Annotated in this window: 32 protein-coding genes and 1 tRNA gene; 11 read left to right on the top strand and 22 right to left on the bottom strand. The window is 58.2% G+C overall.

Annotated elements, in window-relative coordinates; genetic code table 11:
- The first annotated feature begins 26 nt into the window (after positions 1–26).
- The 3 genes from metA to DWA01_RS18465 all read left to right on the top strand — a co-directional run bounded on the left by metA (position 27) and on the right by DWA01_RS18465 (position 2,836).
- Entirely contained in the window at positions 27–944 is a 918-nt protein-coding gene (gene metA, locus DWA01_RS18475) for a homoserine O-acetyltransferase MetA (protein ID WP_114287284.1), read from the top strand.
- Complete coding sequence (locus DWA01_RS18470; RefSeq protein WP_114287283.1) at positions 934–1,905, top strand: alpha/beta fold hydrolase; 972 nt, start codon at positions 934–936, stop codon at positions 1,903–1,905. Before metA ends, DWA01_RS18470 begins: the two co-directional genes overlap by 11 nt.
- Before the next feature lie 310 nt (positions 1,906–2,215).
- Positions 2,216–2,836, top strand: coding sequence for a TetR/AcrR family transcriptional regulator (locus tag DWA01_RS18465; protein WP_114287282.1), 621 nt, complete (start codon positions 2,216–2,218; stop codon positions 2,834–2,836).
- Between the two features lie 303 nt (positions 2,837–3,139).
- Here DWA01_RS18465 and rpsI read toward each other — a convergent pair whose 3' ends face one another.
- From rpsI to DWA01_RS18440, 4 genes are all read right to left on the bottom strand, one after another.
- Positions 3,140–3,631: a 30S ribosomal protein S9 gene (rpsI, locus tag DWA01_RS18455; RefSeq protein WP_114287280.1), complete on the bottom strand. Its 492-nt coding sequence runs from the start codon at positions 3,629–3,631 to the stop codon at positions 3,140–3,142.
- 2 nt (positions 3,632–3,633) lie between these two features.
- Positions 3,634–4,095 (bottom strand): 50S ribosomal protein L13, encoded by a 462-nt coding sequence (gene rplM, locus DWA01_RS18450; RefSeq protein ID WP_114287279.1) that lies wholly within the window; start codon positions 4,093–4,095, stop codon positions 3,634–3,636.
- 150 nt (positions 4,096–4,245) lie between these two features.
- A complete protein-coding gene (locus DWA01_RS18445; RefSeq protein ID WP_235008612.1) occupies positions 4,246–4,959 on the bottom strand; it encodes a ferric reductase-like transmembrane domain-containing protein in 714 nt (237 codons plus the stop codon).
- 785 nt (positions 4,960–5,744) lie between these two features.
- Positions 5,745–7,163 carry an aminotransferase-like domain-containing protein gene (locus tag DWA01_RS18440; RefSeq protein WP_235008611.1) on the bottom strand — a complete coding sequence of 473 codons (1,419 nt, stop codon included), beginning with the start codon at positions 7,161–7,163 and terminating at the stop codon, positions 5,745–5,747.
- A 95-nt stretch (positions 7,164–7,258) separates the two neighbouring features.
- Here DWA01_RS18440 and DWA01_RS18435 point away from each other — a divergent pair, with 95 nt between their 5' ends.
- A complete protein-coding gene (locus tag DWA01_RS18435) occupies positions 7,259–7,486 on the top strand; it encodes a DUF1127 domain-containing protein (protein ID WP_114287277.1) in 228 nt (75 codons plus the stop codon).
- 70 nt (positions 7,487–7,556) lie between these two features.
- Here DWA01_RS18435 and DWA01_RS18430 read toward each other — a convergent pair whose 3' ends face one another.
- Positions 7,557–7,979: a PaaI family thioesterase gene (locus tag DWA01_RS18430; protein WP_114287276.1), complete on the bottom strand. Its 423-nt coding sequence runs from the start codon at positions 7,977–7,979 to the stop codon at positions 7,557–7,559.
- 39 nt (positions 7,980–8,018) lie between these two features.
- On the opposite strand from DWA01_RS18430, the gene DWA01_RS18425 reads away from it, so the two are divergent.
- The gene (locus DWA01_RS18425; protein WP_268807751.1) at positions 8,019–8,843 is read left to right on the top strand and encodes an enoyl-CoA hydratase; all 825 of its coding nucleotides are present in this window, start codon (positions 8,019–8,021) and stop codon (positions 8,841–8,843) included.
- Between the two features lie 36 nt (positions 8,844–8,879).
- On the opposite strand, the gene DWA01_RS18420 is transcribed toward DWA01_RS18425, so the two are convergent.
- The 3 genes from DWA01_RS18420 to DWA01_RS18410 form a co-directional block, all read right to left on the bottom strand.
- Complete coding sequence (locus DWA01_RS18420) at positions 8,880–10,370, bottom strand: carboxypeptidase M32 (RefSeq protein ID WP_114287274.1); 1,491 nt, start codon at positions 10,368–10,370, stop codon at positions 8,880–8,882.
- A gap of 3 nt (positions 10,371–10,373) precedes the next feature.
- Positions 10,374–11,507 carry a heme A synthase gene (gene ctaA / locus DWA01_RS18415; RefSeq protein ID WP_114287273.1) on the bottom strand — a complete coding sequence of 378 codons (1,134 nt, stop codon included), beginning with the start codon at positions 11,505–11,507 and terminating at the stop codon, positions 10,374–10,376.
- Positions 11,508–11,590: 83 nt separating this feature from the next.
- Positions 11,591–12,343, bottom strand: a complete 753-nt coding sequence (locus DWA01_RS18410; protein ID WP_114287272.1) for an RNA methyltransferase — start codon at positions 12,341–12,343, stop codon at positions 11,591–11,593.
- Positions 12,344–12,431: 88 nt separating this feature from the next.
- Between DWA01_RS18410 and DWA01_RS18405 the strand changes: the two genes are divergently transcribed.
- Positions 12,432–12,761 (top strand): TfoX/Sxy family protein, encoded by a 330-nt coding sequence (locus tag DWA01_RS18405; protein WP_114287271.1) that lies wholly within the window; start codon positions 12,432–12,434, stop codon positions 12,759–12,761.
- A 67-nt stretch (positions 12,762–12,828) separates the two neighbouring features.
- Positions 12,829–13,449 carry a thiamine phosphate synthase gene (locus DWA01_RS18400; RefSeq protein WP_114287270.1) on the top strand — a complete coding sequence of 207 codons (621 nt, stop codon included), beginning with the start codon at positions 12,829–12,831 and terminating at the stop codon, positions 13,447–13,449.
- Here the strand turns inward: DWA01_RS18400 and olsA are convergent.
- The 3 genes from olsA to DWA01_RS18385 form a co-directional block, all read right to left on the bottom strand.
- Positions 13,428–14,264 (bottom strand): lyso-ornithine lipid O-acyltransferase, encoded by an 837-nt coding sequence (olsA, locus tag DWA01_RS18395; protein ID WP_114287269.1) that lies wholly within the window; start codon positions 14,262–14,264, stop codon positions 13,428–13,430. The two genes, DWA01_RS18400 and olsA, sit on opposite strands and share 22 nt — an antisense overlap.
- A complete protein-coding gene (gene olsB, locus DWA01_RS18390) occupies positions 14,261–15,040 on the bottom strand; it encodes an L-ornithine N(alpha)-acyltransferase (protein ID WP_114287268.1) in 780 nt (259 codons plus the stop codon). The genes olsA and olsB overlap by 4 nt, the downstream gene beginning before the upstream one ends.
- 125 nt (positions 15,041–15,165) lie before the next feature.
- Positions 15,166–15,348 carry a DUF3553 domain-containing protein gene (locus tag DWA01_RS18385; protein WP_114287267.1) on the bottom strand — a complete coding sequence of 61 codons (183 nt, stop codon included), beginning with the start codon at positions 15,346–15,348 and terminating at the stop codon, positions 15,166–15,168.
- Positions 15,349–15,389: 41 nt separating this feature from the next.
- Here DWA01_RS18385 and DWA01_RS18380 point away from each other — a divergent pair, with 41 nt between their 5' ends.
- On the top strand, positions 15,390–15,989 hold the full coding sequence (locus DWA01_RS18380) for a histidine phosphotransferase family protein (protein ID WP_114287266.1): 600 nt from the start codon (positions 15,390–15,392) through the stop codon (positions 15,987–15,989).
- A gap of 67 nt (positions 15,990–16,056) precedes the next feature.
- On the opposite strand, the gene DWA01_RS18375 is transcribed toward DWA01_RS18380, so the two are convergent.
- The 8 genes from DWA01_RS18375 to DWA01_RS18340 form a co-directional block, all read right to left on the bottom strand.
- Positions 16,057–17,316: a glutamate-5-semialdehyde dehydrogenase gene (locus DWA01_RS18375; protein WP_114287265.1), complete on the bottom strand. Its 1,260-nt coding sequence runs from the start codon at positions 17,314–17,316 to the stop codon at positions 16,057–16,059.
- A 2-nt stretch (positions 17,317–17,318) separates the two neighbouring features.
- Complete coding sequence (gene proB / locus DWA01_RS18370) at positions 17,319–18,419, bottom strand: glutamate 5-kinase (RefSeq protein ID WP_114287264.1); 1,101 nt, start codon at positions 18,417–18,419, stop codon at positions 17,319–17,321.
- Positions 18,407–19,447 carry a GTPase ObgE gene (gene obgE / locus DWA01_RS18365; RefSeq protein ID WP_114287263.1) on the bottom strand — a complete coding sequence of 347 codons (1,041 nt, stop codon included), beginning with the start codon at positions 19,445–19,447 and terminating at the stop codon, positions 18,407–18,409. The genes proB and obgE overlap by 13 nt, the downstream gene beginning before the upstream one ends.
- Positions 19,434–19,985, bottom strand: coding sequence for a GNAT family N-acetyltransferase (locus DWA01_RS18360; protein ID WP_114287262.1), 552 nt, complete (start codon positions 19,983–19,985; stop codon positions 19,434–19,436). The genes obgE and DWA01_RS18360 overlap by 14 nt, the downstream gene beginning before the upstream one ends.
- 2 nt (positions 19,986–19,987) lie before the next feature.
- Entirely contained in the window at positions 19,988–20,530 is a 543-nt protein-coding gene (locus tag DWA01_RS18355) for a GNAT family N-acetyltransferase (RefSeq protein WP_114287261.1), read from the bottom strand.
- Between the two features lie 206 nt (positions 20,531–20,736).
- Positions 20,737–21,006, bottom strand: coding sequence for a 50S ribosomal protein L27 (gene rpmA, locus DWA01_RS18350; RefSeq protein WP_114287260.1), 270 nt, complete (start codon positions 21,004–21,006; stop codon positions 20,737–20,739).
- 11 nt (positions 21,007–21,017) lie between these two features.
- Complete coding sequence (locus DWA01_RS18345; protein WP_114287259.1) at positions 21,018–21,647, bottom strand: 50S ribosomal protein L21; 630 nt, start codon at positions 21,645–21,647, stop codon at positions 21,018–21,020.
- Positions 21,648–21,825: 178 nt separating this feature from the next.
- Positions 21,826–22,656, bottom strand: a complete 831-nt coding sequence (locus DWA01_RS18340; protein ID WP_114287258.1) for a DUF2059 domain-containing protein — start codon at positions 22,654–22,656, stop codon at positions 21,826–21,828.
- Between the two features lie 181 nt (positions 22,657–22,837).
- Here DWA01_RS18340 and DWA01_RS18335 point away from each other — a divergent pair.
- Positions 22,838–22,927: transfer RNA gene (locus DWA01_RS18335), tRNA-Ser, on the top strand.
- A 245-nt stretch (positions 22,928–23,172) separates the two neighbouring features.
- On the opposite strand, the gene DWA01_RS23715 is transcribed toward DWA01_RS18335, so the two are convergent.
- From DWA01_RS23715 to DWA01_RS18325, 3 genes are all read right to left on the bottom strand, one after another.
- The gene (locus tag DWA01_RS23715) at positions 23,173–23,739 is read right to left on the bottom strand and encodes a tyrosine-type recombinase/integrase (RefSeq protein ID WP_268807753.1); all 567 of its coding nucleotides are present in this window, start codon (positions 23,737–23,739) and stop codon (positions 23,173–23,175) included.
- A 377-nt stretch (positions 23,740–24,116) separates the two neighbouring features.
- On the bottom strand, positions 24,117–24,674 hold the full coding sequence (locus DWA01_RS23710; RefSeq protein WP_235008610.1) for a hypothetical protein: 558 nt from the start codon (positions 24,672–24,674) through the stop codon (positions 24,117–24,119).
- Between the two features lie 11 nt (positions 24,675–24,685).
- Positions 24,686–24,874 (bottom strand): hypothetical protein, encoded by a 189-nt coding sequence (locus DWA01_RS18325; protein WP_114287256.1) that lies wholly within the window; start codon positions 24,872–24,874, stop codon positions 24,686–24,688.
- 65 nt (positions 24,875–24,939) lie between these two features.
- Between DWA01_RS18325 and DWA01_RS18320 the strand changes: the two genes are divergently transcribed.
- Both DWA01_RS18320 and DWA01_RS18315 read left to right on the top strand, forming a co-directional pair.
- A complete protein-coding gene (locus DWA01_RS18320) occupies positions 24,940–25,215 on the top strand; it encodes a transposase (protein WP_114283652.1) in 276 nt (91 codons plus the stop codon).
- Positions 25,212–25,545: IS3 family transposase (locus DWA01_RS18315; RefSeq protein ID WP_136057632.1), on the top strand; the 334-nt coding region annotated here is incomplete at its 3' end. The genes DWA01_RS18320 and DWA01_RS18315, both read left to right, overlap by 4 nt.

The raw sequence follows: 25,545 nt of genomic DNA, 5'->3' as shown, positions 1-25,545 counted from the left end.
GACATAATCCAACTGAGGACACAAAAATGCCTATCACCCTGCCGTCATCCCTGCCCGCCTACAGCGTTCTAGAGAACGAGGGCGTTATGGTTATGGGCGAAGGGCGTGCGGCCAATCAGGACATCCGGCCGTTGCGCATCGGGCTGTTGAACCTGATGCCAAAAAAGATCCAGACCGAGAACCAGTTCGCCCGCCTGATCGGTGCCACGCCGCTGCAGATCGAGCTGACGCTGATCCGGATGACCTCGCATCAGACCAAAAACACCGCCGCCGAACATATGAGCACGTTTTACCGCTCCTTTGATGAGGTGCGCGACGAGAAATTCGACGGGTTGATCATCACCGGCGCCCCGATCGAACATCTTGATTTTGAAGACGTGACCTATTGGGACGAGCTGCGCGACATTTTCAACTGGACCCAGACCCATGTGCATTCGACGATGGGCGTGTGCTGGGGTGGCATGGCGATGATCCACCATTTCCACGAGGTCGACAAACATATGCTGGAGGCCAAGGCCTTTGGCTGTTTCCGCCATCACAACCTGGCACCGGCGTCGCCCTATCTGCGTGGATTTTCAGACGACTGCGTGATCCCGGTCAGCCGCTGGACTGAAATGAAGCAGCATGAAATTGACGATTGTCCCGAACTGATCACCCTGTTGGGCTCTGATGAGGTCGGCCCGGCGCTGATCCAGGACCCTGATCACCGGGCGCTCTATATCTTCAACCACTTTGAATATGACAGTGGCACACTGAAAGAAGAATATGACCGCGATATTGAAGCAGGCAAAGAGATCAATGTGCCGGTCAACTATTATCCCGGTGACGATCCTGCCACCACGCCGCTGAACCGCTGGCGCAGCCATGCCCATCTGCTTTATGGCAACTGGATAAATGATATCTATCAGACAACATCCTATGAGATAAGCAAAATTGGTACTTAGCACCTTTGTCTTTCTGATCGTATTTGTACTGACCACCAGCTGGCGCGCCACGGTCAGGGAACGCACTGCCGAAGCGGCTTATCCGCCCACGGGCGAGATTGTCACCGTTGACGGGGTGCGCATGCATGCCCAGATCCAGGGCAGCGGTCCGGACCTGGTGCTGATCCATGGCTCTTCCGGATCGCTGCGCGATTTCAATTTCGGGCTGATGGCAGAACTGTCCAGGTCCTGGAGGGTGATCGCGGTGGACCGCCCCGGGCTTGGCTGGTCTGATGCGGCCCCCGGCACTGATACAATTTCACGCCAGGCGGCGCTGATCCGCAAAACTGCGGCACATTTTGGCGCCGATATGCCCGTGGTCCTGGGCCAGAGCTATGGCGGCGCGGTGGCACTGGCCTGGGCCGTGGAAGCGCCGGACAGCCTGTCGGCACTGGTGACCGTTTCGACCCCGTCCCATCCCTGGGTCACCGGCCTCAGCATGTTTTACCGACTGACCGCCCATCCCGTTGGTCAGGCGATTCTGGTGCCGCTGCTCAGTGCTTTTGTACCGGCAGAGCGGCTTGTACGGGAGGTGAATTCGGTATTTGCGCCCCAGACCGCCCCGCATGGATATGCCGAACATTTTGGCCCTGGCATGACGTTGCGGCGCAAGACCTTGCGTGCCAATGCCCGTCAGCGCGCCCAGTTGTTACACGACATCACCGCACTGTCTCAACGCTACAATGAAATCATAATTCCGGTCGAGATTGTCCATGGTGATGCGGACCCGGCTGTTGGCCTGTCGATCCATGCACAGCGGTTTGAATCTGAGGTCAGCAGTGCCAGCCTCACTGTTCTGAAAGGCATCGGCCATATGCCCCATCACAGCGCCGTTTCGGAAGTGGTTGCGGCGGCAGAACGCGCAACCAACCGGGCCGGGTTACGCCAAAGCCCGCCCGAACCCACACACCGCGGCAGCTGACAACCGCCTGTAATCAGGCCCTGCGGGGCTGGCGTGGATCACGAGTTCAGACCGAAGGAGAGCTTTTTGGTGCAGCGCAAAGCGCCACGTCCCTGAGCGGCACTGTGCCGACGCGCTGGAGGATATCGAAGGGGATTAAGGGGCTGATATGATTAAACCGGGCAAAATCAAACCATTGATGGCCTGATTTAAAGTTGTTTCCGAATGTAATTTTACGTTACATCTGTAAAGAAGAGACGGCTATAATTACATTCACAGCAGGCGGCTTGCCTGACTGTTCAACACTGCCCCGCTGGAGCGGACCAAGATAATGACTAAAAAACGCGGATATCATCACGGCAACCTGAAACAAGCGCTGATTGAAGCGGCGCTTGGGCTGATTGAAGATAAAGGCCCCACGGGATTTACCCTGTCCGAGGCCGCCAAATCCGCCGGCGTCACCCCGGCGGCGGTCTATCGCCATTTTGCCGGCCGGGAAGATCTGATCGCGGAGATCGCGCGTCAGGGCTATGAGATCTTCTGCGACCTGATGGAATACGCCTTTGAAACCGGGCAGCCGTCGGCACTGGCCTCATTCGAAGCTACGGGCCGGGCCTATCTGGCCTTTGCGCGGCGCTATCCGGGGCATTATATCGCGATGTTTGAGAGCGGCATTTCCATCAACCGCTCGCCTGAACTGGCCCATATTGCCCAACGCGCCCAGGATGTGCTGGAAAAAGCCGCGCGGGAGTTGTCGCAACATATCCCGGCCGACAAACGGCCGCCGGCGGCGATGTTTTCCGCTCATGTCTGGGCGATGAGCCACGGCGTGGTCGAACTGTTCGCCCGCGGCTCTCCCGGCACCAAAAGCCCGTTTCCGCCGGAAGACCTGTTAGAAACAGGGATCGGTATTTATTTGCGCGGCCTTGGGCTGATCGCGCCTGACAAATAGCGCCCGGGCGCACCCGCCCGGCAAAAGTATACCGTATTGCAGCCGCGTCGCTCAGATGTTCACGACGAAGACCCGGCATCAGAAAATCCGGCCCGGAACAGTGCGGCGTTTCCCCGGCGGCTATTGACGGCCAGAGGACACGCCCAACATTGCGCAGAGTTGATCTGGCCGCAGGAACGGCCTTGGCCAAACACGGCGTCGCTTTGCAGCGGCGCCTTTTTTTTGCGCCACGCCCAGGCAGCCAAAAAAAAGAGCCCGCAATTTGCGGGCTCTTCCAAAATCGTAGTCGTAAGGTTCTGAAGCTTAACGCTTGGAGAACTGGAACGAACGACGCGCTTTGCGCTTGCCGTATTTCTTACGCTCAACAACACGCGAGTCACGTGTCAGGAAGCCAGCGGCTTTCAGAGCGGCACGCAGGCTGGGGTTGTACAGCTGCAGCGCTTTGGAAATGCCGTGCTTAACCGCACCGGCCTGACCAGAAAGACCACCGCCTTTAACGGTCGCAACAACGTCGAATTCACCGACAACGCCAGCAACAGAGAACGGCTGAGCCAGGATCATCTGCAGAACGGGGCGGGCAAAATAGGTGTTCTGTTCTTTGCCGTTTACAGTGACTTTGCCGGAACCGGGTTTGATCCAGACGCGGGCAACCGCATCCTTACGTTTGCCGGTGGCGTAGGCACGGCCAAGCGCGTCACGTGTGGGCTCGGGCAGTACAGCCAACTCAACGGCGGCAACAGCTTCAACACCTGCAACAGCAGTCAGGTCGTCGAGGGATTTGATTTCATCAACCATGATCAGCTCCGGGTGTTTTTCTTGTTCATGGACTTAACGTCCAGCACTTCAGGCGCCTGAGCCTCATGGGGATGCTCTGCACCCACATAGACACGCAGATTTGTCATCTGCTGACGGCTCAGTTTGCCGCCTGGCAGCATGCGCTGGATGGCTTTGGTCAGCAGACGCTCAGGGAATTTGCCCTCAAGGATCTGACCCGCAGTGCGGGACTTGATGCCGCCCGGGTAGCCGGTGTGCCAGTAGTGGATTTTGTCGGTGCGCTTCTTGCCGGTCAACTGCACTTTTTCAGCGTTGATGATGATGACATTGTCACCCATGTCTTGCGACGGGGTGAAAGAAGGCTTGTGTTTGCCACGCAGACGCATGGCGACAATCGAAGCAAGACGACCCAGAACAACGCCTTCAGCGTCGATCAGGATCCATTTCTTGTCGATGTCCGCAGGAGTAGCGGAAAAAGTTTTCATTGGTCGTACCCTTAAGATGGGGAATTCGGATTTGGGTGTTTTAAGCGATACAGAATTACAGTCAAGCACCTTAGTCTCGGAAAAGTTTAGCAAAAACAATGGGTTGTAAAATAGGTATTATTTTACCCCAAAAAATGAACGATTTCGCACCTAACGGGCCGCCGCATCACGCCGCAAGCGCAGACGCCAGGTCCTGAGCGAGGCCACACTTTGCAAAACAAAGACCAGCGCGACCAGCACGACAAAGGGCCATTGCAGTGTATTGGGTTCCGGCACGGAGCGGTGGAAGTCGAGAAAATGCATGAACAGGAAATAGAACGTATGCGCCACAATCAGCGCCCAGAGAATATAGGCGCCCTGTTGCAGATATTTCCACACCGACATTCCCATCCAGCGCTGCGACATGTCATTCGAGGTCAGGCTCAGCACCAGGCCGTAGAGCAGCGCGAGGAGACCAATCACGTTGCCAAGCCCGAAACCTTTGTCAAACATAACATATGAGCCGACGCCAGGATGGAATTCAAAGCCGAACAGGCGCATCAAATCCAGCTGCACCCAGCCGAACAGAATAATGCCCACATGGACGAGCGCGGCGACAAAACCCCAGATCCCCAGTTCGCGCCGCCAGGACAGGCGACGCACTGCCGGCCGCCACAGCCGCGACACCGGACCCAACGCCATCGTCAGCGCCACCAGAACCAGCGACGCGTCACCAAAGGCCCGGTTCCAGCGGTGCATCGCCGACCAGTCCTGCCGGAGGGCGGCAAAGCTCCAGATCAATACACCCGCCAGCATCAGCGACGCCAGGTGGCGGAACCTCCAGTCATCCACGAAAGCCCAACGCTTGACGGCTGCTGTACTCATGATCCGTATTCTCCTGTTTTACGCCTGTTTCCCCGGCGAAGCCGCGGGTTTTGCGCAAAAAACTCTATGGCCGCTGAAATCTCAACTCACAATCTGTTTATCGGTGAATACTTGCCGAAGGCGGTCAACGCCGCGGCGTAGTGCCGTTTGCCCGTTACACCTTAATCCGCTGCTAAACTTGTGGGGCCGGTGTCAGGGGCCGAACCCTTTCTGGTGAAATGATGCGCGACAGTCTGGCTCCATCTGCCACAATGACGGGGAGCGAAACCGGGCACGCACAGCTCTCGCAACTGAGGGCTGGCCAGTTCACAGGCGGTTGCAAGGCAGGCTCACCAGGCGCTGCGGCGACCGGCGCTGTAAAACGACGAACCACTTTAAGACAGCCAAACTGCTGGTCAGCGCCTGCGGTCTTCGCGAGCAGCACACCCAATGGCCTGCCGCGACCCGACGGGTGTGGCCAGGCCACCGTTGCAACAGCACCAAACGGGGTCGTCGGTATTATCTGTTACAAGGCGCTGCGCTTTGTGCCGTGCCTGGTGCAAGGCGCAGCAACGCCTGCGCGCGCCCTCGCTGGCGGTTGTGACGGCAAAGCCGGAGCAACGCAGAGCGTGTCACCCTGATCAAAACCGACGTGCACCGGGCTGGCATTGAGGACGCAGTGGTTCAATCACCGCCCAGGCCCGGTCAGACAAGCAAACTCGTTCTTCCTGTTCCACCTGCTGTGTGTTTCCACAAACAGACTCAACGTTGCTAACTGTTTTCAACAGATTGATTGGGTTCGGGCGCTAACTGTCCATGCCACGTGGCGGATTGGCCAATAAACTGTCGATCATCCGCATGGCCTCCTGAAAATCAGCCGCGGGAATGCCCGGATTTACCGCCAGACGCACCGCGTGGGGGGCGTGGCCATTGGGCAGGGTGAATTCATCGGCCGTCCTGATCCGCACGCCGCCGGCCTCACAGGCCAGGGCAAAGCGGCTGTTGCGCCAGCCGGGTGGGAGGCGCAGCCAGATAAACGGCGCGCCCGGGGCCCAGGAGATATCCCAGCGCCCCAGCATATTCACCGCATGCTGAACACGCTCCTCAGTCAGCCTGGCCACCGCCGCGCGGCTGCGCTCCGCCGTGCCGCTGGTAAACACCGCTTCGACCAGCGCGAGCATCGGGCCGGGCAGCGCGTAGAATGATCCTTGCGCCACTTGCAGCGCTTTGGCGGAGAACCCGTACGGACAGATGACGTAGCCAAAGCGCAACGCGGCGCTGACGGTTTTTGACAGCGAGGACACATACCACGACCGTTTTGGATAAAGGGCGCGGTAGGCCGGGATTTCATGGCTCTGAATACGGTGGCAATCATCTTCAATAATATGGAGCTGATAACGGCGCGCCACGTCGACAATCTCTTGTTTGCGCTGATGGCTGGTACGGATCGTTGTCGGGCTGTGCACTTCCGCAGACGTCAGCAGCACCCGCGCGCCGGTCCTCTTGCAGGCCATCTCCAACGCGGCAGGGACAATGCCTTCGGCGTCCATTTCGACCCCGTGCAGCTCCGCACGCAACAGCCGGGCCACATGGCGCACACCGGTGTATGCGAGAGGTTCTGCCAGGATCACCGGCCGCTCCCCTTCCAGCAGGGTCTGCAGCGCCAGAAGTGTGCCGTTCTGCGCGCCGTGCGACAGGATCACATCTTCATCATCCATCCGACCGACATGATCTTCGCCCACCCATTCGGTGACCAGATGCCGCAGGTTCTTACTGTCCTTGCGCAAAGAATAGTTGATCATCCTGTCCGGACTCATGGTCTTGCCCAGGTCCGCAAGCAAGGTCGCAATACGGGCCCCCTGCCCGGTGTCCGGCACCCGGCTGCCTTTTAAATCCACGATGTCGCTGATCACCTCGCTGACCACCTCGTCGTTCGCCTCGCTAATCGCGCGGACTTCGACGGGCGCTGACAGAACCGCACGCGGTGCAACAAAGGTGCCGCGCCCGACCGCCGCTTCAAGCAGGCCCTGCTCTACCGCTTCGCGATAAGCGCGCGCCACAGTGCCCGGGGTGATTTTCAGCGTCCAGGCCAGCTCACGCACGGGCGGCAGCTTTTCGCCTTCGGACAACACATCGCCCTCCACCGCGCGCCGCAACGCATCCAGCAAGTAACTGTACTTCGCCCCGGAGGCCTGGGACATATCTGGCGGCCAAATTGTACTCATTACAATCTTTCATTAGACACATTGTATCATGTTTTGTATCACATACCTGTACCACAGGTGCAACATTGTATCAACACAAATATGAGGGTCAAATCATGACATCCACCGGCCCCTTCGCCGCAAACGTTTATATGTACCTGCAGAAGAACCGTCGCCTGCCGGTCATCGCCGCCGTGCTGGTCAGGCTTGCAAATGCATTCATCGCCCGCCAGGAGCACCGCCAAACGCTTCGTGCATTGCATACGCTCAGCGACGACCGGCTGCGGGACATCGGTCTCACCCGGGACCAGGTGAACAATGTGAAACCAGAATTCTGGCGCTGAGACGGGCCCATAAGCCTGCCGCGTCAACCGCCACCCCTTCCTGGGCCGGGGTTTATCCCCGGCCACTTTTTTAGCGGGCTGGTGGAATTGAATAGGTCAGGGAGGCCCGTGCAACCGGTGCCTCCATACCTTCGGAATAAATCAGCACATCGCCAACCGCCAGCGACCTGCCCAGCTTCAACAGCCGGGTTTCGGCCAGCAGGTCTGCACCGGATGCCGGTTTGCGCATAAAATCAATCGAACAACCGGTGGTCACCGTCAGCGCTTTGGGTCCGATCATGGCCAGGATCGCCAGGTAGACCGCGACATCCGCCAGCGCAAACATCGCAGGGCCGGACACCGTGCCGCCAGGGCGCAGGTGTTTGTCCTGCACATTCAGCCGGATTGTGGCCGCCATGTCAGATACCGACTCGACGCTGAAGTCCTGCCCGACCTGAGGGAACTCCCGTTCCAGAAACCCGTGCAGCGCGTCAGTATCCATTGCCAGGGCCATCAGGCTCCCCCCATATATTTTCTTTGCCATTATTCGGCCGTGACACGTAAGGTCAGACAAAATCGCCGGGAGAACAAGATGGCACTGACAGAACGTAACGACACTGGCGCGATTGCATGGATCACGCTGAACGCGCCGCACAATCTCAACGCCTTGTCCAATGCCATGATCGCGGCGCTGCAGGCCGAGTTTGATACGTTGCGTGCCGACGATACAATTCGCGTCATTGTGCTGCGCGGAACGGGCAAAGCATTCTGTGCCGGCCACGATCTGAAGGAAATGACTGCCAGTCGTGCCGCGCCGGACGGCGGAGCGGCCAATTTCAAGGACCTGTTCGCACGCTGCGCCACATTGATGCAAACCATCCCGACGCTGCCTCAGCCGGTTATTGCTATGGTGCATGGTATTGCCACCGCCGCCGGCTGTCAGCTTGTGGCATCTTGTGACATGGCCATCGCTGCTGAGGACACCCGGTTTGGGGTGAATGGCGTCAATATCGGACTGTTTTGCTCTACACCGATGGTGGCATTGAGCCGCAACATCCCGCGCAAAGCGGCGTTTGAAATGCTGACCAGCGGTGCCTTTGTCGACGCTCTTCGCGCGCAGGATCTCGGGCTGATCAACCGCGCGGTCGCACAGGACGATCTGGAAACTGAAACGCTTGCCCTGGCGCAAACCGTTGCGGCCAAACTGGGCAGCGCTGTGCGCATTGGTAAACAGGCATTTTACGAGCAGATCACCATGCCGCTTGATCAGGCCTATGACTATACCAGCGCGGTGATTGTGGAAAACATGCTGCAGCAGGACACCGAAGAAGGCATCAAAGCTTTTCTGGAAAAACGCAGCCCGAACTGGGAGCAGTAATAAAGCGGCCGGAGCAATGCCCCGGCCAGTTTGAGATCAAAACCCGTAGATGTCGCCAAATTTGCGGTTCAGGTAGGCCAGCAACGGCTTTTCGCTGGGCTCAGAGCCACAGGCGCGTTCGATGGTCTCGCGCGGCTCATAAAGCCCGCCATGTACCTGCACCTTTTGGCGCAGCCAGTCGGTGGCAGCATTCAGGTCCCCGCGAGCCAGATCCGCATCCAGATCGGGCAGGTCTTTGCGCATCGCGTCTTCAAGACAGCCGGCATAGACATTGCCCAGCGTATAAGTGGGGAAATAGCCCATCAGCCCGACCGGCCAGTGCACATCCTGCAGGCAGCCATTGGAAGGTTTGTCCACCGCCACACCAAAATCGGCGAGGAAGCGCGCGTTCCAGGCCTCTGGCAGATCTGCGACCGCAAGAGTGCCATCCATCAGCTGACGCTCCAGATCAAAGCGCATCATGATGTGCAGATTATACTGCACCTCATCAGATTCGGTGCGGATGTAACCCGGATAGACCCGGTTGACGGCGGCGTGAAATTCATCGGGTCCGGCCACAGACAGGGTTTCGAATTCGGCGCTCATACGCTCAAAGAGATAACCGGTGAAGGCGCGCGAACGAGCCAGCTGGTTTTCAAAAATCCGGCTTTGGCTTTCGTGCACGCCCATCGAGGCGCCGCGCCCGATCGGGGTCAGCGCATACGACGGGTCCACCGCCTGCTCATAACAGCCATGCCCGACTTCGTGGATGGTGGAATAAAAGCAGTTGAACGGATCCTCAATCGCCGTCCTTGTGGTGATGCGCACATCAGCGCCGGAGCCGGAACAGAACGGGTGAACCGCCTTGTCGATGCGGCCCCGGTTCAGGTCGTAACCAAATGTCAGCGCCAGCTCCTGGCTCAGCTTCATCTGACGGAAAGTGTCAAAGCGGCCTTCCAGCGGCGCCACGGTGACAGAGCTGCCCATGATCTTGTCGCGCAGCTCCACCAGTCCCGGGCGCAGCGCGTCAAACAGCGCCGCGATCTCGCTGCTGCTGGTGCCGGGTTCATAATCTGCCATCAGCGCGTCATAGGCGGCGCTGCCCTCTTCGCTACCCTCCGCCAGCGCCTGCCCTTCTTCGCGGCGCAGAGCGACGACTTTTTTCAGCGTCGGCGCAAAAGCAGCAAAATCCTCATTGGCGCGGGCTTCAGCCCATTCGCCCTGGGCTTTTGACGTCACCCGGGCGATTTCTGAGGCGAGCCGCGCTGAGACTTTGCAATTGCGCTCATAGCTGCGGCGGATTTCCCGGATCTGGGCCTGGCCCACCTGATCCAGCGTCGAGGCGTCAATCGCCGCCAGCCAGTCACCCACACGCGCATCCACCCGGCGCTCATGTAACACACCTTCGATGGCGCCAAGTTCGTCGCCGCGTTGCGCCGCTGCACCGCGGGGCATGATGGTTTCCTGATCCCAGCCGAGACGGCCAGAGATTTCCGCCAGCGCCTGCGTATCGCGCTGAAACGCCATCAAGTCAGAATATGCGGTCATAATTTACCCCCGGACGGATTGAGAAATTGGATACTGCGCCAGAAAACGGACGCGAAGAATTGTGACCCAGAGGATCACCGCGCCAAGCTGATGCGCCAGACCCAGACCCAGCGGCGCGCCGTTCAGCACCGTCGCAACACCCAGCACAACCTGGGCGACCAGTACCAGCGCCATCATATTACAGGCGCGCCTGATGGCAACATTGGCCGAAGCGCGGCCCCGGGACCAGACCACAAGCCCAAAGATAAAGACCAGATAGCCCGCCATCCGGTGCATGAACTGCACCAGCCCGGCGTCTTCAAAGAAATTGCGCCACAGCGGCGTGATCGACAGCGGATCGGGTGGCAGGAACTGCCCGCCCATCAGCGGCCAGTCGGTAAAGCCGCGCCCGGCGTCAATACCGGCCACCAGGGCGCCAAGCAGGATTTGCAGGAATGCAAAGTGCAGCAGGCCGGTGGACAAGCCATAGATTTTAGCGTCCCGGGCGCGGCGCGCCTGCATCAGCTCGCCGTCAGAGCGCGACAGCAAATACACATACCAGGCGATAAAGCCGAGAATTATGAATGCCAGACCAAGATGCATTGCCAGCCGGTAGGACGCCACGTCCTGCATCTCGCCGGTCAGACCGGAGGCAACCATCCACCAGCCAAGCGCGCCCTGCAGCCCGCCAAGAACACCGACAAACAGCAGCCGCCGGCTCCAGCCAGTGGGGATTTTACGCGCCAGTGCAAAACCGGCAAAACCAAGCGCCCAGACCAGGCCAATGGTGCGGCCAAGCTGGCGGTGGCCCCATTCCCACCAATAGATCGATTTAAACTCGCCCAGGCTCATACCCATGTTCTGCAACTGATATTCGGGGAATTGCTTGTATTTCTCAAATTCCACTGCCCAGTCATCGGCATTCATTGGAGGCAATGCGCCGGTAACCGGCTTCCACTCGGTGATCGAAAGACCGGAGTCGGTCAGCCGGGTCAGCCCGCCGACCATGATCATCACCAGAAGCATGGTGAACAGCAGCAGCAACCAGGCCCGCACCCCTTTGCGCGCGCCTTTGGGCCGGTCAATCAGACCAGGAGTGGGGGATGCGGGGCCGGACTTATCGTCCACCTCCTGGAAAATACTGCGTTTCTGGCTCATTGCGGCCTCTGTTTTTTGTTATCCGGGATCATGTTAGCGGCAAATTGGGGCTGCCTGGCCGTCGGGTCAAGGGGCGGAGGAATTTAATCCTGATCGCCGCGCTGCTTCCAGCGCACCATCTGGCGCAACATGCCATGCAAAACCTGCACATCTGCACGGGTCAGGGCCAGCCGGGACCAGATATTGCGCACATTGATCTTCATGCCTTCGGCTTTTTCCGGCGGGTAAAAGAACCCGGCCTCTTCCATGCGCTCTTCATAATGGTCGCCGAGTTTTTGCACATCCAGCTTGCTGGCAAACACTGTCTTGGCCATTTCCATCACTTCGGGCACGATATCCTCGTTCTGGCGGCGCCACTCATAGGCGGTCAGCAGCACGCATTGCGCCAGATTGAGCGAGGCAAACTCCGGGTTGACCGGCACCGAAATAATGGCATCCGCCTGGGCGATGTCATCGTTTTGAAGACCGGCGCGTTCGGGGCCAAACATCACTCCAACCTTCTGGCCAGAGGCGATCAGCGCTCGGGCATGTTCCATCGCGCGTTCCGGCGACATCACCGGTTTGGTCAGATCGCGCTGCCGGGCTGTGGTGGCAAACACATAATTGCAATCCGCCAGCGCCTCGGGCAGCGTGTCGTAATGGCCGGCTTCATCCAGCAGGCGCCCGGCACCAGAGGCCATCGCCACCGCTTTGGGATTGGGCCAGCCGTCGCGCGGGCCAACCACCCGCAGACGGTCGAGGCCAAAGTTCCACATGGCACGCGCAGCAGCACCAATATTTTCGCCCATCTGCGGACGCACCAGGACAAAGGTCGGGATTTGACGCGGCTCGGTCATCGCGGTTCCTCAATGTTGGAAATCAGCCCCCTGATAGGGTTGCCCGGCCCCAAGATCAACCGCATGATGGTTTCAACAGGAGAGTGACATGGCGTATGACGAGGGCCTGGCGCAGTTAATGCGCGATGATCTGGCAGATCAGGACGGAATTTCAGAAAAGAAGATGTTCGGCGGCATGTGTTTTCTGCTCTTTGGCAACATGGTCTGCGGCGTGCACAAAGACGGCGCGATGTTCCGGGTCGGCAAATCGCGTGAAGCCGAAGCGCGCCGGATCGAAGGCGCTGGTGAGCTGACCTTTACCGGCCGGCCGATGGGCGGCATGATAGAAGTCACTGAGGACGCGTTGGCCGAAGACGATAAACGCGCCGTCTGGATCCGTCTTGCCCTCACCAACGCGCTCAGCCTGCCGCCAAAATAATGCCGCGTAGCCAAAAGGGGAAAACCCGGCTATAGGGGCGCAAACCCAGCATAAACGGAGCCTGATCATGGCCGAAACCGAGCAGCCGCAGATCTATCTGATTACCCCACCCGAATTCGAACTGTCGAGCTTTCCAGACACGCTGGGCCGGGTGCTTGACGCCCATGAGATCGCCTGTGTGCGCCTGGCGCTGGCCACTGCGGACGAAAGCCGGGTGGCGCGTGCCGCCGATGCGTTGCGCGAGATCACCCATGCGCGCGACGTGGCGCTGGTGATTGAATCCCATGTGATGCAGGTGGAACGGCTTGGGCTGGACGGCGTGCATCTGACCGACGGGGCGCGTTCCGTGCGCGCCACCCGCAAAGAACTGGGCGCCGAAGCGGTTGTTGGCGCGTTCTGCGGTGTCTCCAACCACGAAGGCATGACCGCCGCAGAAAGCGGTGCGGATTATGTGGCCTTTGGCCCTGCGGGCACGACTCCGCTGGGGGATGGCACCCGTGCAGAAGCGGATCTGTTCCAGTGGTGGACAGAAATGATCGAAGTGCCGGTTGTTGCCGAAGGTACTCTGGATCTGGACCTGGTTCGAAAACTGACGCCACTCACTGATTTCTTTGGTTTTGGCGAAGAAATCTGGCGTTGCGACGACGCGGCCGCCACTCTGGGCGATTACATCAAAGCAATGTCCTGACCGGGCATTGCACTGCGCACCGCGCGTTCGCAGTCGCGCGCCATGTCTTTGCGGTCACTGTAATCTGAAACTTTCAGCGGCGCGTGATACACCACTTCGACAGACCCGTGGCGTGGCGCCGCCAGCATCCGCATCAGGTTGGGCGCGAAATCCATTTCAGACCACCAGCCATAATAGGTTTGGCCCTCACCTTCAGGGGAGCGGTACACCACACTGACCGGCTGCACATAGAGGTTGTCGCGCAGCGTGTCGGAAAAGAAGGCCGCAAACAGCGTTGATTTGAACGGCAAAACCCGAACGCCGTCGGTCGAGGTGCCTTCGGGAAAAAACAGCATCTTGTGCCCGGCGTGCAGCCGCGCTTCCAGCAGTTCTTTTTGCGCCCGGGCTTCTTTGCGGTCCCGTTTGATAAACAGGGTGCCCGTGGCACGCGCCAGCAAGCCGATACCCGGCCAGCCCGCGACTTCCGATTTGGCGACAAAATAGATGCGTTTGCCAGCGTTCAGGGTGAAGATATCCAGCCAGGACACGTGATTGGCGACCATGGCGCCGTTGTGCACCATCTGCTGGCCGCGCACCGAGTGTTTCATGCCCAGAATGACAAAGGCCGAGCGGCAGACAAACTGGGTGATATGGGGCGTCCAGGGCCGGCGCATTCCCCAGAGCGGGCGCTCAACCAGCCGCAACAGCAACAAAAGCACCAGAGACCCGAATGTCACCATCGCAAGCGCGGTGCCGCGCAGCAGAAACCGCAGGGCCCCTGCGGGGGTCAGGGCCGGCTCCACCGGGATCGTGGGTGGTGTCCAGTTGTCATTCATAGGTCGCGGCCCCGGCTGTAAATAGATTTCTGTCTGGCGCTGGCTTCAGAAGTGTCGAGGATCAGGCAGACATCGGTGGTGTTAAAATTGTGATCGACAAAGGCGCCCTCGCCCACAGTGCCGCCAATACGAAGATAGGCTTTGATCAGCGCCGGTGTTGCCAGCATAGCGCGGCGGCGATCAAGCTGATCTTCAGGCACAAGGTTCATATTCTGAAAATGGGACTGGTGTGCTTTGACCCGGATCTTTTCCGGCGCCAGATGGCGGTGGTGCAGCAACGACAAGGGCCCGGCCAGCGCCGCAATATCAGTGCCGTGAAACGACGCGACACCGAACAGGATCTCGACCTCATGTTCACTCACATAATCAGACAAAGCGTTCCACAAATGATACATCGCCATACCACCACGATAGTCCCGGTGCAGGCAGGAGCGGCCAAGCTCCAACAGCTTGCGCCCGGAGCTTTTCAACACGCTCAGATCGTATTCGCTTTCGGAATAAAATCGACCCGTCTGCCGGACATTTTCACCGGACAGCAGGCGATACACACCAACGGTTTGTTCCATCACGCCGCCGGGACGCGCCCGGTCCAGTAACATCAGATGTTCAAAACTGGGATCAAACTCATCCGCCTCCAGCCGGGCATCATGGTCCACCAGATTACCATCCCCGCCAAGTTCGTCGACAAAAACGTCATAGCGCAGCCGCTGCGACGCTTTCAGATCTTCGTCGCTCCGGGCGAAACGGGTTTCAAACTGAGGAGGAAGAGACGCCATATGTGGCAGGCTCGCTTTGCTTGATAAATGGTCAACGGCTTCTACGCCTCACCGGGTTGTATTGCAACTCTTCACAAATTTGCGGCGCAGTTTACCCCATGTTAACCATGCCCGGTCAAAACAGGTTAAACGTTAAACACTGGCAGCAGTGCAATCTTGCGGCCGTCGATTACAATCTTGCCGGCTTGTTCGAACATCACGGTAATTTTTCCGTTGATATTTGACTGCACCTGGCCCAAACCCCATCCGGCCTCCGTCGGGTGGCGCACTATCTGGCCTGGTTCCAGCATCGGATTTAAATCAGTCATGTCTTACTCCGTTTTGACAGGCACCATTTGAAAGGCATCATATGACCGCGTCTCAACGGGATCTGACAGCCCTTATCGGCTCACGTATCTGTCACGACCTTATCTCGCCTTTGGGCGCCATCGGCAATGGGGTAGAGTTGCTGGCGATGTCCGGCACGGTTGCCGGTCCGGAAATGAGCCTGATCGCTGAAAGTGTGGACAATGCAAATGCGCGCATCCGCTTTTTCCGCATCGCCTTTGGCGCCTGCGGCGCCGGTCAGATGACGCCGCGCCGTGAAATTACCAAGATCATCACCGATCTGACCCGCGGCGGCCGCACCAGAATCAACTGGGATACCGACGGTGACTTGCCGCGCCAGGAGGTCAAACTGGCCTTCCTGCTGTTACAGTGTTTTGAAACCGCCATGCCCTGGGGCGGCGATGTCACCGTGAGCCGCGAGGACAATGCATGGACCATCACCGGCGAAGCCAAACGCATGAAACTGGACCCCGCACTTTGGGAGGTTCTGTCCAACCCGAATGCCAGCCATGAGGTCGCCGCCTCAGAGGTGCATTTTGCGCTGGCACCCCTTGAAGCCGACGGCCTAAAGCGCAGCCTGGCAGTCGAAGCCGAAGAATTAAAGGCAACGATTTCATTTTAACGCAGCCCGGGCTGCGCATGCAAAAAAGGCGCCTTCTTCACGAGGGCGCCTGTTCTCGTTCAGCGTATCAGCCGCGGGTGCTGCCCTGGCCGACCACCAGATATTTAAAACTGGTCAGCTGCTCTGCCCCGACCGGGCCACGCGCGTGCATTTTGCCGGTGGCGATGCCTATCTCCGCCCCCATGCCAAATTCACCACCGTCAGCAAACTGGGTCGACGCATTGCGCATCAGGATGGCGCTGTCGAGGCGGGTAAAGAAGCGCCCGGCCACCGCGTCATCTTCGGTCAGAATACAATCGGTGTGGTTGGAGCTGAATTCGCGGATATGGGCAATGGCCCCGTCCACATCATCCACAACCTTCACGGCGATAATGGCGTCGAGATACTCGTTGCCCCAGTCGCTGTCACTGGCCGGCACCGTGCCGGGGATCGCCTGAAGCACGGCGTCTGCGCGCACCTCTACCCCTTTGGCCAGCAGCGCCTCGATGATCTCGCGGCCAAGCCCTGTTGCGATGTCGCGGTGAATCAGCAGACATTCTGCGGAGCCACAGATACCGGTGCGCCGGGTCTTGGCATTTACCACCACGTCGACCGCTTTGGCGACGTCAGCTGCCGCATCGACATAGATATGCACGATGCCCTCCAGATGCGCAAACACCGGCACCCGGGCTTCGCGCTGCACCAGTCCGACCAGGCCTTTGCCGCCACGGGGCACGATGACATCGATGCAATCCACCATGGTCAGCATTTCCTGTACCGCGGCACGGTCACGCGTGGGCACCAGCTGTATCGCTGCTTCGGGCAGGCCGGCGACCTTCAGACCCTCCACGAGGCACGCATGGATCGCAGTTGAGGAATTGAAACTTTCAGAGCCACCACGCAGGATCACCGCGTTGCCCGATTTCAGGCACAGGGCACCAGCATCTGCGGTAACATTGGGCCGGCTTTCATAGATCACCCCGACCACTCCAAGCGGTGTGCGCACCCGGCGGATGTTCAGCCCCGAAGGCATGTCCCATTGCGCAATCTCGCGCCCTACAGGGTCGTCCTGCGCCGCCACTGCCCGCAGACTGCTGCACATGTCCTGAATGCGATCCTCATTCAGCAGCAGACGGTCCAGCATTGCGTCCGACAGGCCTTTGTTGCGGCCAAATTCCATATCCTGTTCATTGGCGGTAATAATGTCAGCGCGGCGCGCCCAGACCGTATCCGCGGCCGCCGTCAGCGCCAGCGCTTTGGCCTCGGCTGGCGCAAAAGCCAGTTCCTCAGAAGCCGCTTTGGCGCGCAGACCAAGCTGGCGCATGATTTGGGGGATTGTTTCAGTCATAATTATAACACCATATCATCTCTGTGAACCAGGGCCGCACGCCCAGCATAGCCCAGTATTTCTGCAATATCACCCGAATGCCGGCCCATTATTTCCAACGCCTCAGCAGCCGTGTAGCGCACCAGTCCAAGTGCGACGCGGGCGCCGTCCGGATTCAAAACTTCAACCGGTTCACCGCGTCCAAAACGACCGGAGATGGCGGTCACCCCGGCAGGCAAAAGCGATTTTCCCCGGGTCAGCGCCTGTGCCGCGCCGGCGTCAACCGTGAGGGCGCCGCGAGGTTTCATCGCCGCAATCCAGCGTTTGCGGGCGGTATGCGGATCTTCCTGCGGCACAAACCAGGTTGTATTGGCGCCCTGCTCAAGGGCTTCCAGCGGCCGCATCACCGAGCCTTCGGCAATCGCCATGGCGCAGCCGCCGGCGGTTGCGGTTTTCGCCGCCATGAGTTTGGTCTTCATGCCGCCTTTAGACAGGCTGGATACCGGGTCGCCCGCCATCGCCTCGATCTCAGGTGTGATACTTTCAATAGTGTCGTAGCGCTGGGCGGCAGCATCGGTTTTGGGATTGCCGGAGTAAAACCCGTCGACATCGGACAGCAGCACCAGCTGATCCGCGCCAATGGTCACTGCGATCTGAGCCGCGAGCCGGTCATTGTCGCCAAAGCGGATTTCGTCGGTGGCCACCGTGTCGTTTTCATTGACAATCGGCACCACCCCAAGGCTCAGCAGTTGTGCAAGAGTGTTGCGCACATTCAGGTACCGACGGCGCTCGGTGGTATCTTCCAGCGTCATCAGCACCTGGGCGGCTTTGACCCCGTGGGGCGCCAGCGCATCCTGATAGGCGCGGGCCAGTTCGATCTGGCCGACAGCCGCAGCTGCCTGGGATTGTTCCAGCGGCAAATCACCTGCCGGCAGCCCCAGAATGGCGCGGCCAAGAGCGATCGAACCTGAGGACACCAGCACCACCTGGGTGCCGCGCGCCATCAGGCGGGCCACATCTTCGGCCAGGCCGCGCAACCACACGGAGCGCAACGCGCCGTTTTCAACCAGCAGGGCTGATCCGATTTTTACAACAAGACAGTGGGCGTCGCTCAGGGACGCCACGCTTCAGGCTCCTCGCCGGACGCTTCACGCAGACGCAGTTTGCCCTCATCGATCTGCCCGCGCACCGCACGCAGCACCTCGGTCAGGCCTTCTTTGCTGACGCCGGACATCATCATTACCGGGCCGCCCACGGCGGCCTCCAGTTCGGCCCGCGCCGCATCGCGTTCTTCTTCATCCAGCGCGTCGACTTTGTTCAGCACCGTGACACGGGGTTTGTCTGCCAGCTCACCACCATAGGCTTCGAGTTCGCCGATAATGGTGCGGTAGTCCTCGGCGACAGTCTCGGAGGTGCCGTCCACAAGGTGCAGCAGCGTGGAACAGCGTTCCACATGGCCGAGGAACAAATCGCCCAGCCCGCGGCCCTCAGAAGCGCCTTTGATCAGGCCGGGAATGTCGGCGATGACGAATTCAACATTATCGACGCCAACCACACCCAGGTTGGGGTACAGCGTAGTGAACGGGTAGTCCGCAATTTTGGGACGGGCGTTGGAGCTTGCGGCGAGGAAGGTCGATTTGCCGGCGTTGGGCAGGCCCAGCAGCCCGGCATCCGCAATCAGCTTCAGACGCAACCAGATGGTGCGTTCAATGCCGTCAAGCCCCGGATTGGCGCGGCGTGGTGCCTGGTTGGTGGCGCTTTTGAAATGCAGGTTGCCGAAACCGCCGTTGCCGCCCTTGGCCAGCACGATACGCTGTCCGACTTCGGTCAGATCGTCCAGAATGGTTTCTTCATCCTCGTCCAGAATCTCGGTGCCCACGGGCACGTAGAGGATAATATCTTTCCCGTCAGCGCCGGTGCGCTGCTGCCCCATGCCGCCCTGGCCGTTTTTGGCAAAGAAGTGCCGCTGGTAGCGAAAGTCGATCAGCGTATTCAGCCCTTCGACCGCCACTACAATAACGTCGCCGCCACGGCCACCGTCGCCGCCGTTGGGACCACCGTATTCGATAAACTTTTCGCGCCGGAACGACACGCAGCCGCCCCCGCCAGAACCGGAACGGATATAGACCTTGCAAAGATCAAGAAATTTCATGGGCGGCCTCAAACTGTGATTTCGTCAGGCGATAGAGCAGAATGCGCTCGGGCTCAACCCTTGCTGCACTTTTGGCGGTGTCATCGCGGATGTATTTAAAGCCAAGTTTGCTCAGAACACGCCCGGACGCCAGATTGTCGTGAAAATGATCTGCCCCGACACTGGACACATCCAGCGGGCCAAATGCAAGCACCAGAAGCGCGCGCAGCGCTTCAGTCGCATAGCCCCTGCCCTGATATTCCGGCGCGATTGCATACATCACCGAGGGCACGCCCATGTCCGGCAGAGGGGCAATACCAAGAAATCCAACAAGCACGCCCGCAGTGTCGTGCAGCCCCAGGCAAAACCCCGGCTGGCCCCGAAAGGGCGCGCGTGCCATCCAGGCGCGCGCCTCAGTTTCGGACCAGTCGGTTTTTACCGAGGCCATCATGCGCGCGACTTCGGGCAGGCAGGCAAAAGCCACCAGCTCGCGCCAGTCGTCAGGATTCATGTCACGTGCAACAAGCCGCGATGTTTTGAAGATCGCTGCACCGGTCATTTTCAGCCTAACCGCTTCAGATAGGTCCAGGTGGCGACCTTGGCATCACGGGCAACCGAAAACTGTTCTGCATCCCCAAGATATTCAAAGCCGACATTGGTCAGCACCCGGGCGGAGGCCGGATTGTCCTGAAACACCGTGGCAAACATTGTTTCATTTTTCAGAGGGTTGGCCTCAACCAGCATGCGCACCGCCTGCGAGGCAATGCCGCTGTTCCACAGAACAGGTGCCACCCAATAGCCAATTTCCGACTGGTTCCGGTCCATCGGTTTCAGGCTGATCACCCCCAGAACTTCGCTGAGCTCTGCGGCGGTGCCGTCCATGACCCAGATGATTTCGGCGGGTTCGGGCGCCATTGCGCGCGCCACATAGGCTTCAATACTGCCGGGTGGCAAAGGGTGCGGGATGGAGCTGGTGGTTTTCGCCACCCGTTCATCTCCAGCATACATCGCCATCAGACCGGAGTCGGAAATGCGCACCGGACGCAGGGTAAAACGCTCGGCCTCAATGATGGGCTGTTCGGGTACGACTGCTGCAATTTTCATTCTGTACTCCTAAAAAGCGCACTGAAGCGTAAAATGTGAGACGCCGGATCCAGGACCCTTACCGCTCCGTTCGTTTCAGTGCCCCGTTGTCCACCCCCGTGAACCAATGACCTTTCAGGTCGCCTATAACGGGTATTGTTGAATAAATAGGAAAAGGGACCGGCGCTTGCGCCGATCCCTGGATTTTCAAACCTTCAGGTTTCAGCTTATTCAGCGGCCTCCGCCACCGGAAGCACCGAAATAAAGGTACGGCCTTTCAGGCCGGTGTGGAATTTTACAGCGCCTTCAGTCACAGCAAAGATCGTGTGATCTTTGCCCATGCCAACACCGGCACCCGGGTACATCTTAGTGCCGCGCTGACGCAGAATGATGTTTCCTGGGATGACAGCTTCGCCACCGTATTTTTTCACACCAAGACGGCGACCAGCAGAGTCGCGGCCGTTGCGGGATGAACCACCAGCTTTTTTATGTGCCATTGTGTCTCTCCTTAGCCTTTAGCCAAATCGGCTGCTTGTGCGATCCAGCCTTCACGCTCGATACGGCCTTTGAGGGACACTTTTTCGTCCATCTCAGCAACATCAGCATCCGACCAGGAAGCAATCTGTGCGAAAGTTGTTACGCCAGCTGCAAGCAGCTTCTTCTCAAGCGCAGGGCCTACACCCGACAGCTTTTTCAGATCGTCCGAACCAGCAGCAGCGGTGTCAGCTTTAGCAGCTTTTACCGGGGCAGCTTTTTTCGGGGCCGCAGCAGCTGCAGCAACCGAAGCGACAGAACCGCTGCCAACAGCAACTTTAACGCCCGATTTACCGGCACCTGTTTCCAGGATGTCAGTCACCCGCAGCAGGGTAAGCTGCTGACGGTGGCCTTTGGTGCGTTTGGAGCCGTGTTTCCGACGGCGCTTCACAAAGTGAATAACCTTCTGGCCTTTGATCTGATCAATGACTTCGGCCTGAACCGCAGCATCGTCAACCATTGGCGCGCCAACAGTGGCACCGACCATGAGAATCTCGTTGAACTGGATAGTTTCACCGGCATCTGCGGCAAGCTTTTCAACGCGGAGAATATCGCCGCTTTGAACTTTATATTGCTTGCCACCGGTTTTAAGAACCGCAAACATTGCTTTTCCTTAGCTTTTCGCGTTCTACGGCCCCGGTTTCCCGGCATTGTGGTCTGTCTCAGACCGCCTCGAACTGCGCGCCCATCGGGCGGGATTTCATAAACTCCGACGGACTCGTCCCATCAGAGAAATGGGCTTATCGGCGGATAGCAGGTCAAAGTCAAGAGCCTGAGCGCGCTCAGAGAGCGTCGCCGCTCATAAACACCGCAGTCATCTGCCCCATCCGGAATGAAATGTCATTATACATATGGTCATAGGCCACAAACAGGGCCCGGTTCAACGCCTGCCCGCCCGGGGTTTTCGACAGGTCTATATAGGCACGCAGATCGTCATCCCGCAGCGGCTGATAGGCCAGGCCCAGATAGGCATAGAGCCAGATCAGCGTATCGGCGCGGATGGCGCTTTCTTCGGTCCAGACATCACTCAGCATCTGGTTCTCGGTCATCTCACCACCAAAAGCACCGCCCGCCTCCATGCCACGGTAAAACGCCATATTGGCGTTCAGCGCGCCGACAACGTTGCTTTCGATCAGGTCATTGACCTCAATGAATTCGCGCAGCAACTGATACCGCCCGCCCTCGCCCGCAATCAGATCGCGCGCCACCTCCGTGGCCGCCTCTTCGATTTGTGCATCGCGGAACGCGTCACGTGCGGACAGCTCCAGCGTTATGATACGGCGCCCCATATCACTGGCAAAAAAGCGGACCAGCGGGTCCAGGTCCACCTGGGCCAACTCCTGTTCCAGGCCCTGATCCAGTTTGTCGGCCATTGTTTCGGCGACATAGATTTGCTGAACAATGCCGTCCCAGCCTGCGCCGCCGCGTCCGGGAAACATATTGCTTTCAATCGTATCGCCGTAAGTCGTGCCTTCGGCCGCCAGAATATCCGCAACCTGGCGGATCTGCAGCGCCTGGCTCAACTCTTCAATCGTGGCCGCCACTGCCGGTGCCATAGCGGTCAACGTCACGGCGCCATACAACAGCGCCCCAAACCTCCAATGCCCAGACATATCCGCCCCTTTCAATTTGATCTGCCAGTGAACTTGCCGCTCCGGTTCCGGACAGGACAAAGTTCAATGCCTCTGTTTTATCAATAATAATGGTAAATATCCGGTTCCGGAAAAAAACTTCTGATATATGGTTGCGTCCGCCGGCACAGCCCGCTAAATCACCCCTCACCAAGACCCCCGCGGAGAGGTGCCGGAGTGGTCGAACGGGGCGGTCTCGAAAACCGTTGTGGGTGCAAGCCTACCCAGGGTTCGAATCCCTGTCTCTCCGCCACTATCCCCCTGAAATAGTTAGACTAATACCCCTTTCAGGGTGGAGTGCACTTACATATCCAAAGGCCATTTTCGACGCAAAGGTGTCATACTATGACACCTTTTAGGTATGCTGGGGGTGCCGACTATGCCCCTTCCACGCTCCAACCATGTCCCCATCGGCTCATACCAACACTTCTTCGCACGAAAGAAAGAGGGACCCTGCGTCCGCAGGATCCCTTCTCAATTTAGCTATTGTTATGAGCCTTATCGGAAACCGTTGTCACCATCAGCACGCACCTGTGCTTGTTGCTCATCTGACAAAAACCTCAGATAATAGCGTTCCGTGGTCAATACTGATCCGTGCCCAATGTACTTTTGCACCCTGTAGATCGACCACCCCTCCATCAGGCGCTCAATTGCGAACTTGTGTCGCAGATCATGAAGCCGCGCGCCAAAACCAGTTTCCTGGCCATATTCCCAGAACAGGCTCGAGGGATCCTTGTAGTAGCCGTGCTCTGTGCCATTCCAAAATACAAACGGCGATGCATTCGAGCGCGGGATCTTCATCAGGATGTCGATGGCTTCCTGACGCAACTCAATGGTACGGATCTTTGCCCCTTTCGTTACGCGGAGTATTGCCACCACATTACCTTCTACCGGGTTAGCCATGCCCTGAATATCTGACCATTTCAGACGAGCCATCTCGGTCACGCGGCCGCCTGTTTCATCCAAAAACTTAGGATAGAACTTTAAGGTCCCAGGTGCGCGGGATGCCAAATTCTTGATGGCCTTCTCCTTAGGCGGAATGATATCGGGAAGAACCTCTTTCATCCCCTGTTTTTCGTATTGCCGAACTGGATTGGTATCAATCCAACCATCGTTCTTGATTGCGACCATCAGGTTGCCAAACGCAGTCAGATCACGGTTGATTGTGGAAACGGTGACACCCTCTTTTCGTCGCCGGACCACATATTCCGAGATCGTGGCTGAGCTGACTTCCGCAGCCATAAGTTCTTCAACATCCCGACCATCGTCATCGCAGATATCGTCGATAACACGCATGATCTGACGCAGGCTGCACCGATAGCGTTTACGTGTGTCGGTGCCCCAGGAACTGCTTTCGAGGTCCAGCATGTCATAAAACTTGGCAAGCCCGGCGCCAAATCTCCAATCCAATTCACCAGCATCGTCCAGCCCCCTAAGCTCCTTTATGCGGCTTTTAGCTTTTTTCTCCGCGACTCTTTGAGAAGTTGTGCGAAGCGACTCTCGGTGGGTGACGCCGTTGATCTTGACACGGAGCCACCAAAACTTGCTACCCTCTTGCTTGAAGAGGTTTTTTGGTTTTTCTTCTTTTCGTGACATTTACTGCCCTCATTATGCCAAAGAAGGAACAGGTCCTGATCGAACATCCACAAGCCGCCTTGCTTGACTGCGCCCGGGATGTTGTCATTTGCCGCAAGTTGCCTGACAGAACGCTGTGAACGACCGCTCAGCTTAGCAACAACAGATGCCTTGATCCTTGGTTTCATTGTGGAGAGGACATCGGTCTCTTCAGAAACCTCCGAAGAAACGATTCCAACCAGTGATTTTTCCATTGTTTTTGCTTCCTTTTTTTTGGTTTGTTTTCGTGAACAGGAAGTGGGTTCACGCAGGAAAGGCAGAAACAAGCGTTTGATTGCGGCACCGAAAAATCGGATTTTCGGGAAGGAAGTTTGTGGCAAAGGTAAATTTCCGCTTCGAGTTTGCGCCAGCAGAAGCTGGCGCATTTGAAGCACAATCATTCGACCGAAGCGGACGCTAAATCGGAACGACGGTTATAAAGCTGCTTGATTGCTCGATCCGCAGCGACACGATCCATTACGGTCCGTCGGGCCATCCGAAAAGTCAGGTATTTGAAGATAAGTTGCCTGACTTCTTTGGTCTGCTCATCTTCGTTAATGAAGGCCTCACCGGTTTTCCCGTTCATGATGGTCTTGTCCCGATTTAGTTCCGGTCTCTTTCGAGCGATATTCGCAATGAAGGAGACAAGAAATGGCACCAAGATACAGCGAAGAATTCCAGCGTGACGCGGTTCGCATTGCAACGACCAGCGGCCTGACGCGACCCCGGATTGCGTCGGATTTGGGGGTTGGCGTTTCGACCCTGAACAAGTGGGTTCAACAACACCAGAACGACGACCTGATGTCTGGCCCACATGAAGATGTAGAGAAAGAGAACGCCCGCCTGCGCAAGGAAAACCGGGTTCTGCGCGAGGAGAGGGAGGTCCTAAAAAAGGCGACGATCTTCTTCGCAGGGCAAAAGGCGTGAGGTTTGCCTTTGTCGACACCTGGAAGAAGATCTGGTCTATCGAGTTTCTCTGCAGTGTTTTGCAGGTGACTTCTCGCGGCTTTCGCGCTTGGAAATCCCGTTCCATCAGTCAACGTCAGCGTGATGACATGGTGCTTTTGGCGCATATCAGGGACCAGCACCGGCTTAGCCTGCAAAGCTATGGCCGACCGCGCATGACTCACGAATTGCAGGAGCTGGGGTTAAACGTTGGCCATCGTCGGATTGGTCGGCTGATGCGTGAGAATGGCATACGAGTTGTCAGGACGCGTAAATTCAAGGCCACAACCGACAGCAATCACGCGTTCAACA

The sequence above is a fragment of the Candidatus Halocynthiibacter alkanivorans genome (genome assembly GCF_003333265.1).
Taxonomy (GTDB): Bacteria; Pseudomonadota; Alphaproteobacteria; order Rhodobacterales; family Rhodobacteraceae; genus Halocyntiibacter_A; species Halocyntiibacter_A alkanivorans.
The sequence above is the reverse complement of the archived record's forward strand: the minus strand, read 5'-3'. Positions and strand labels throughout refer to the sequence as shown.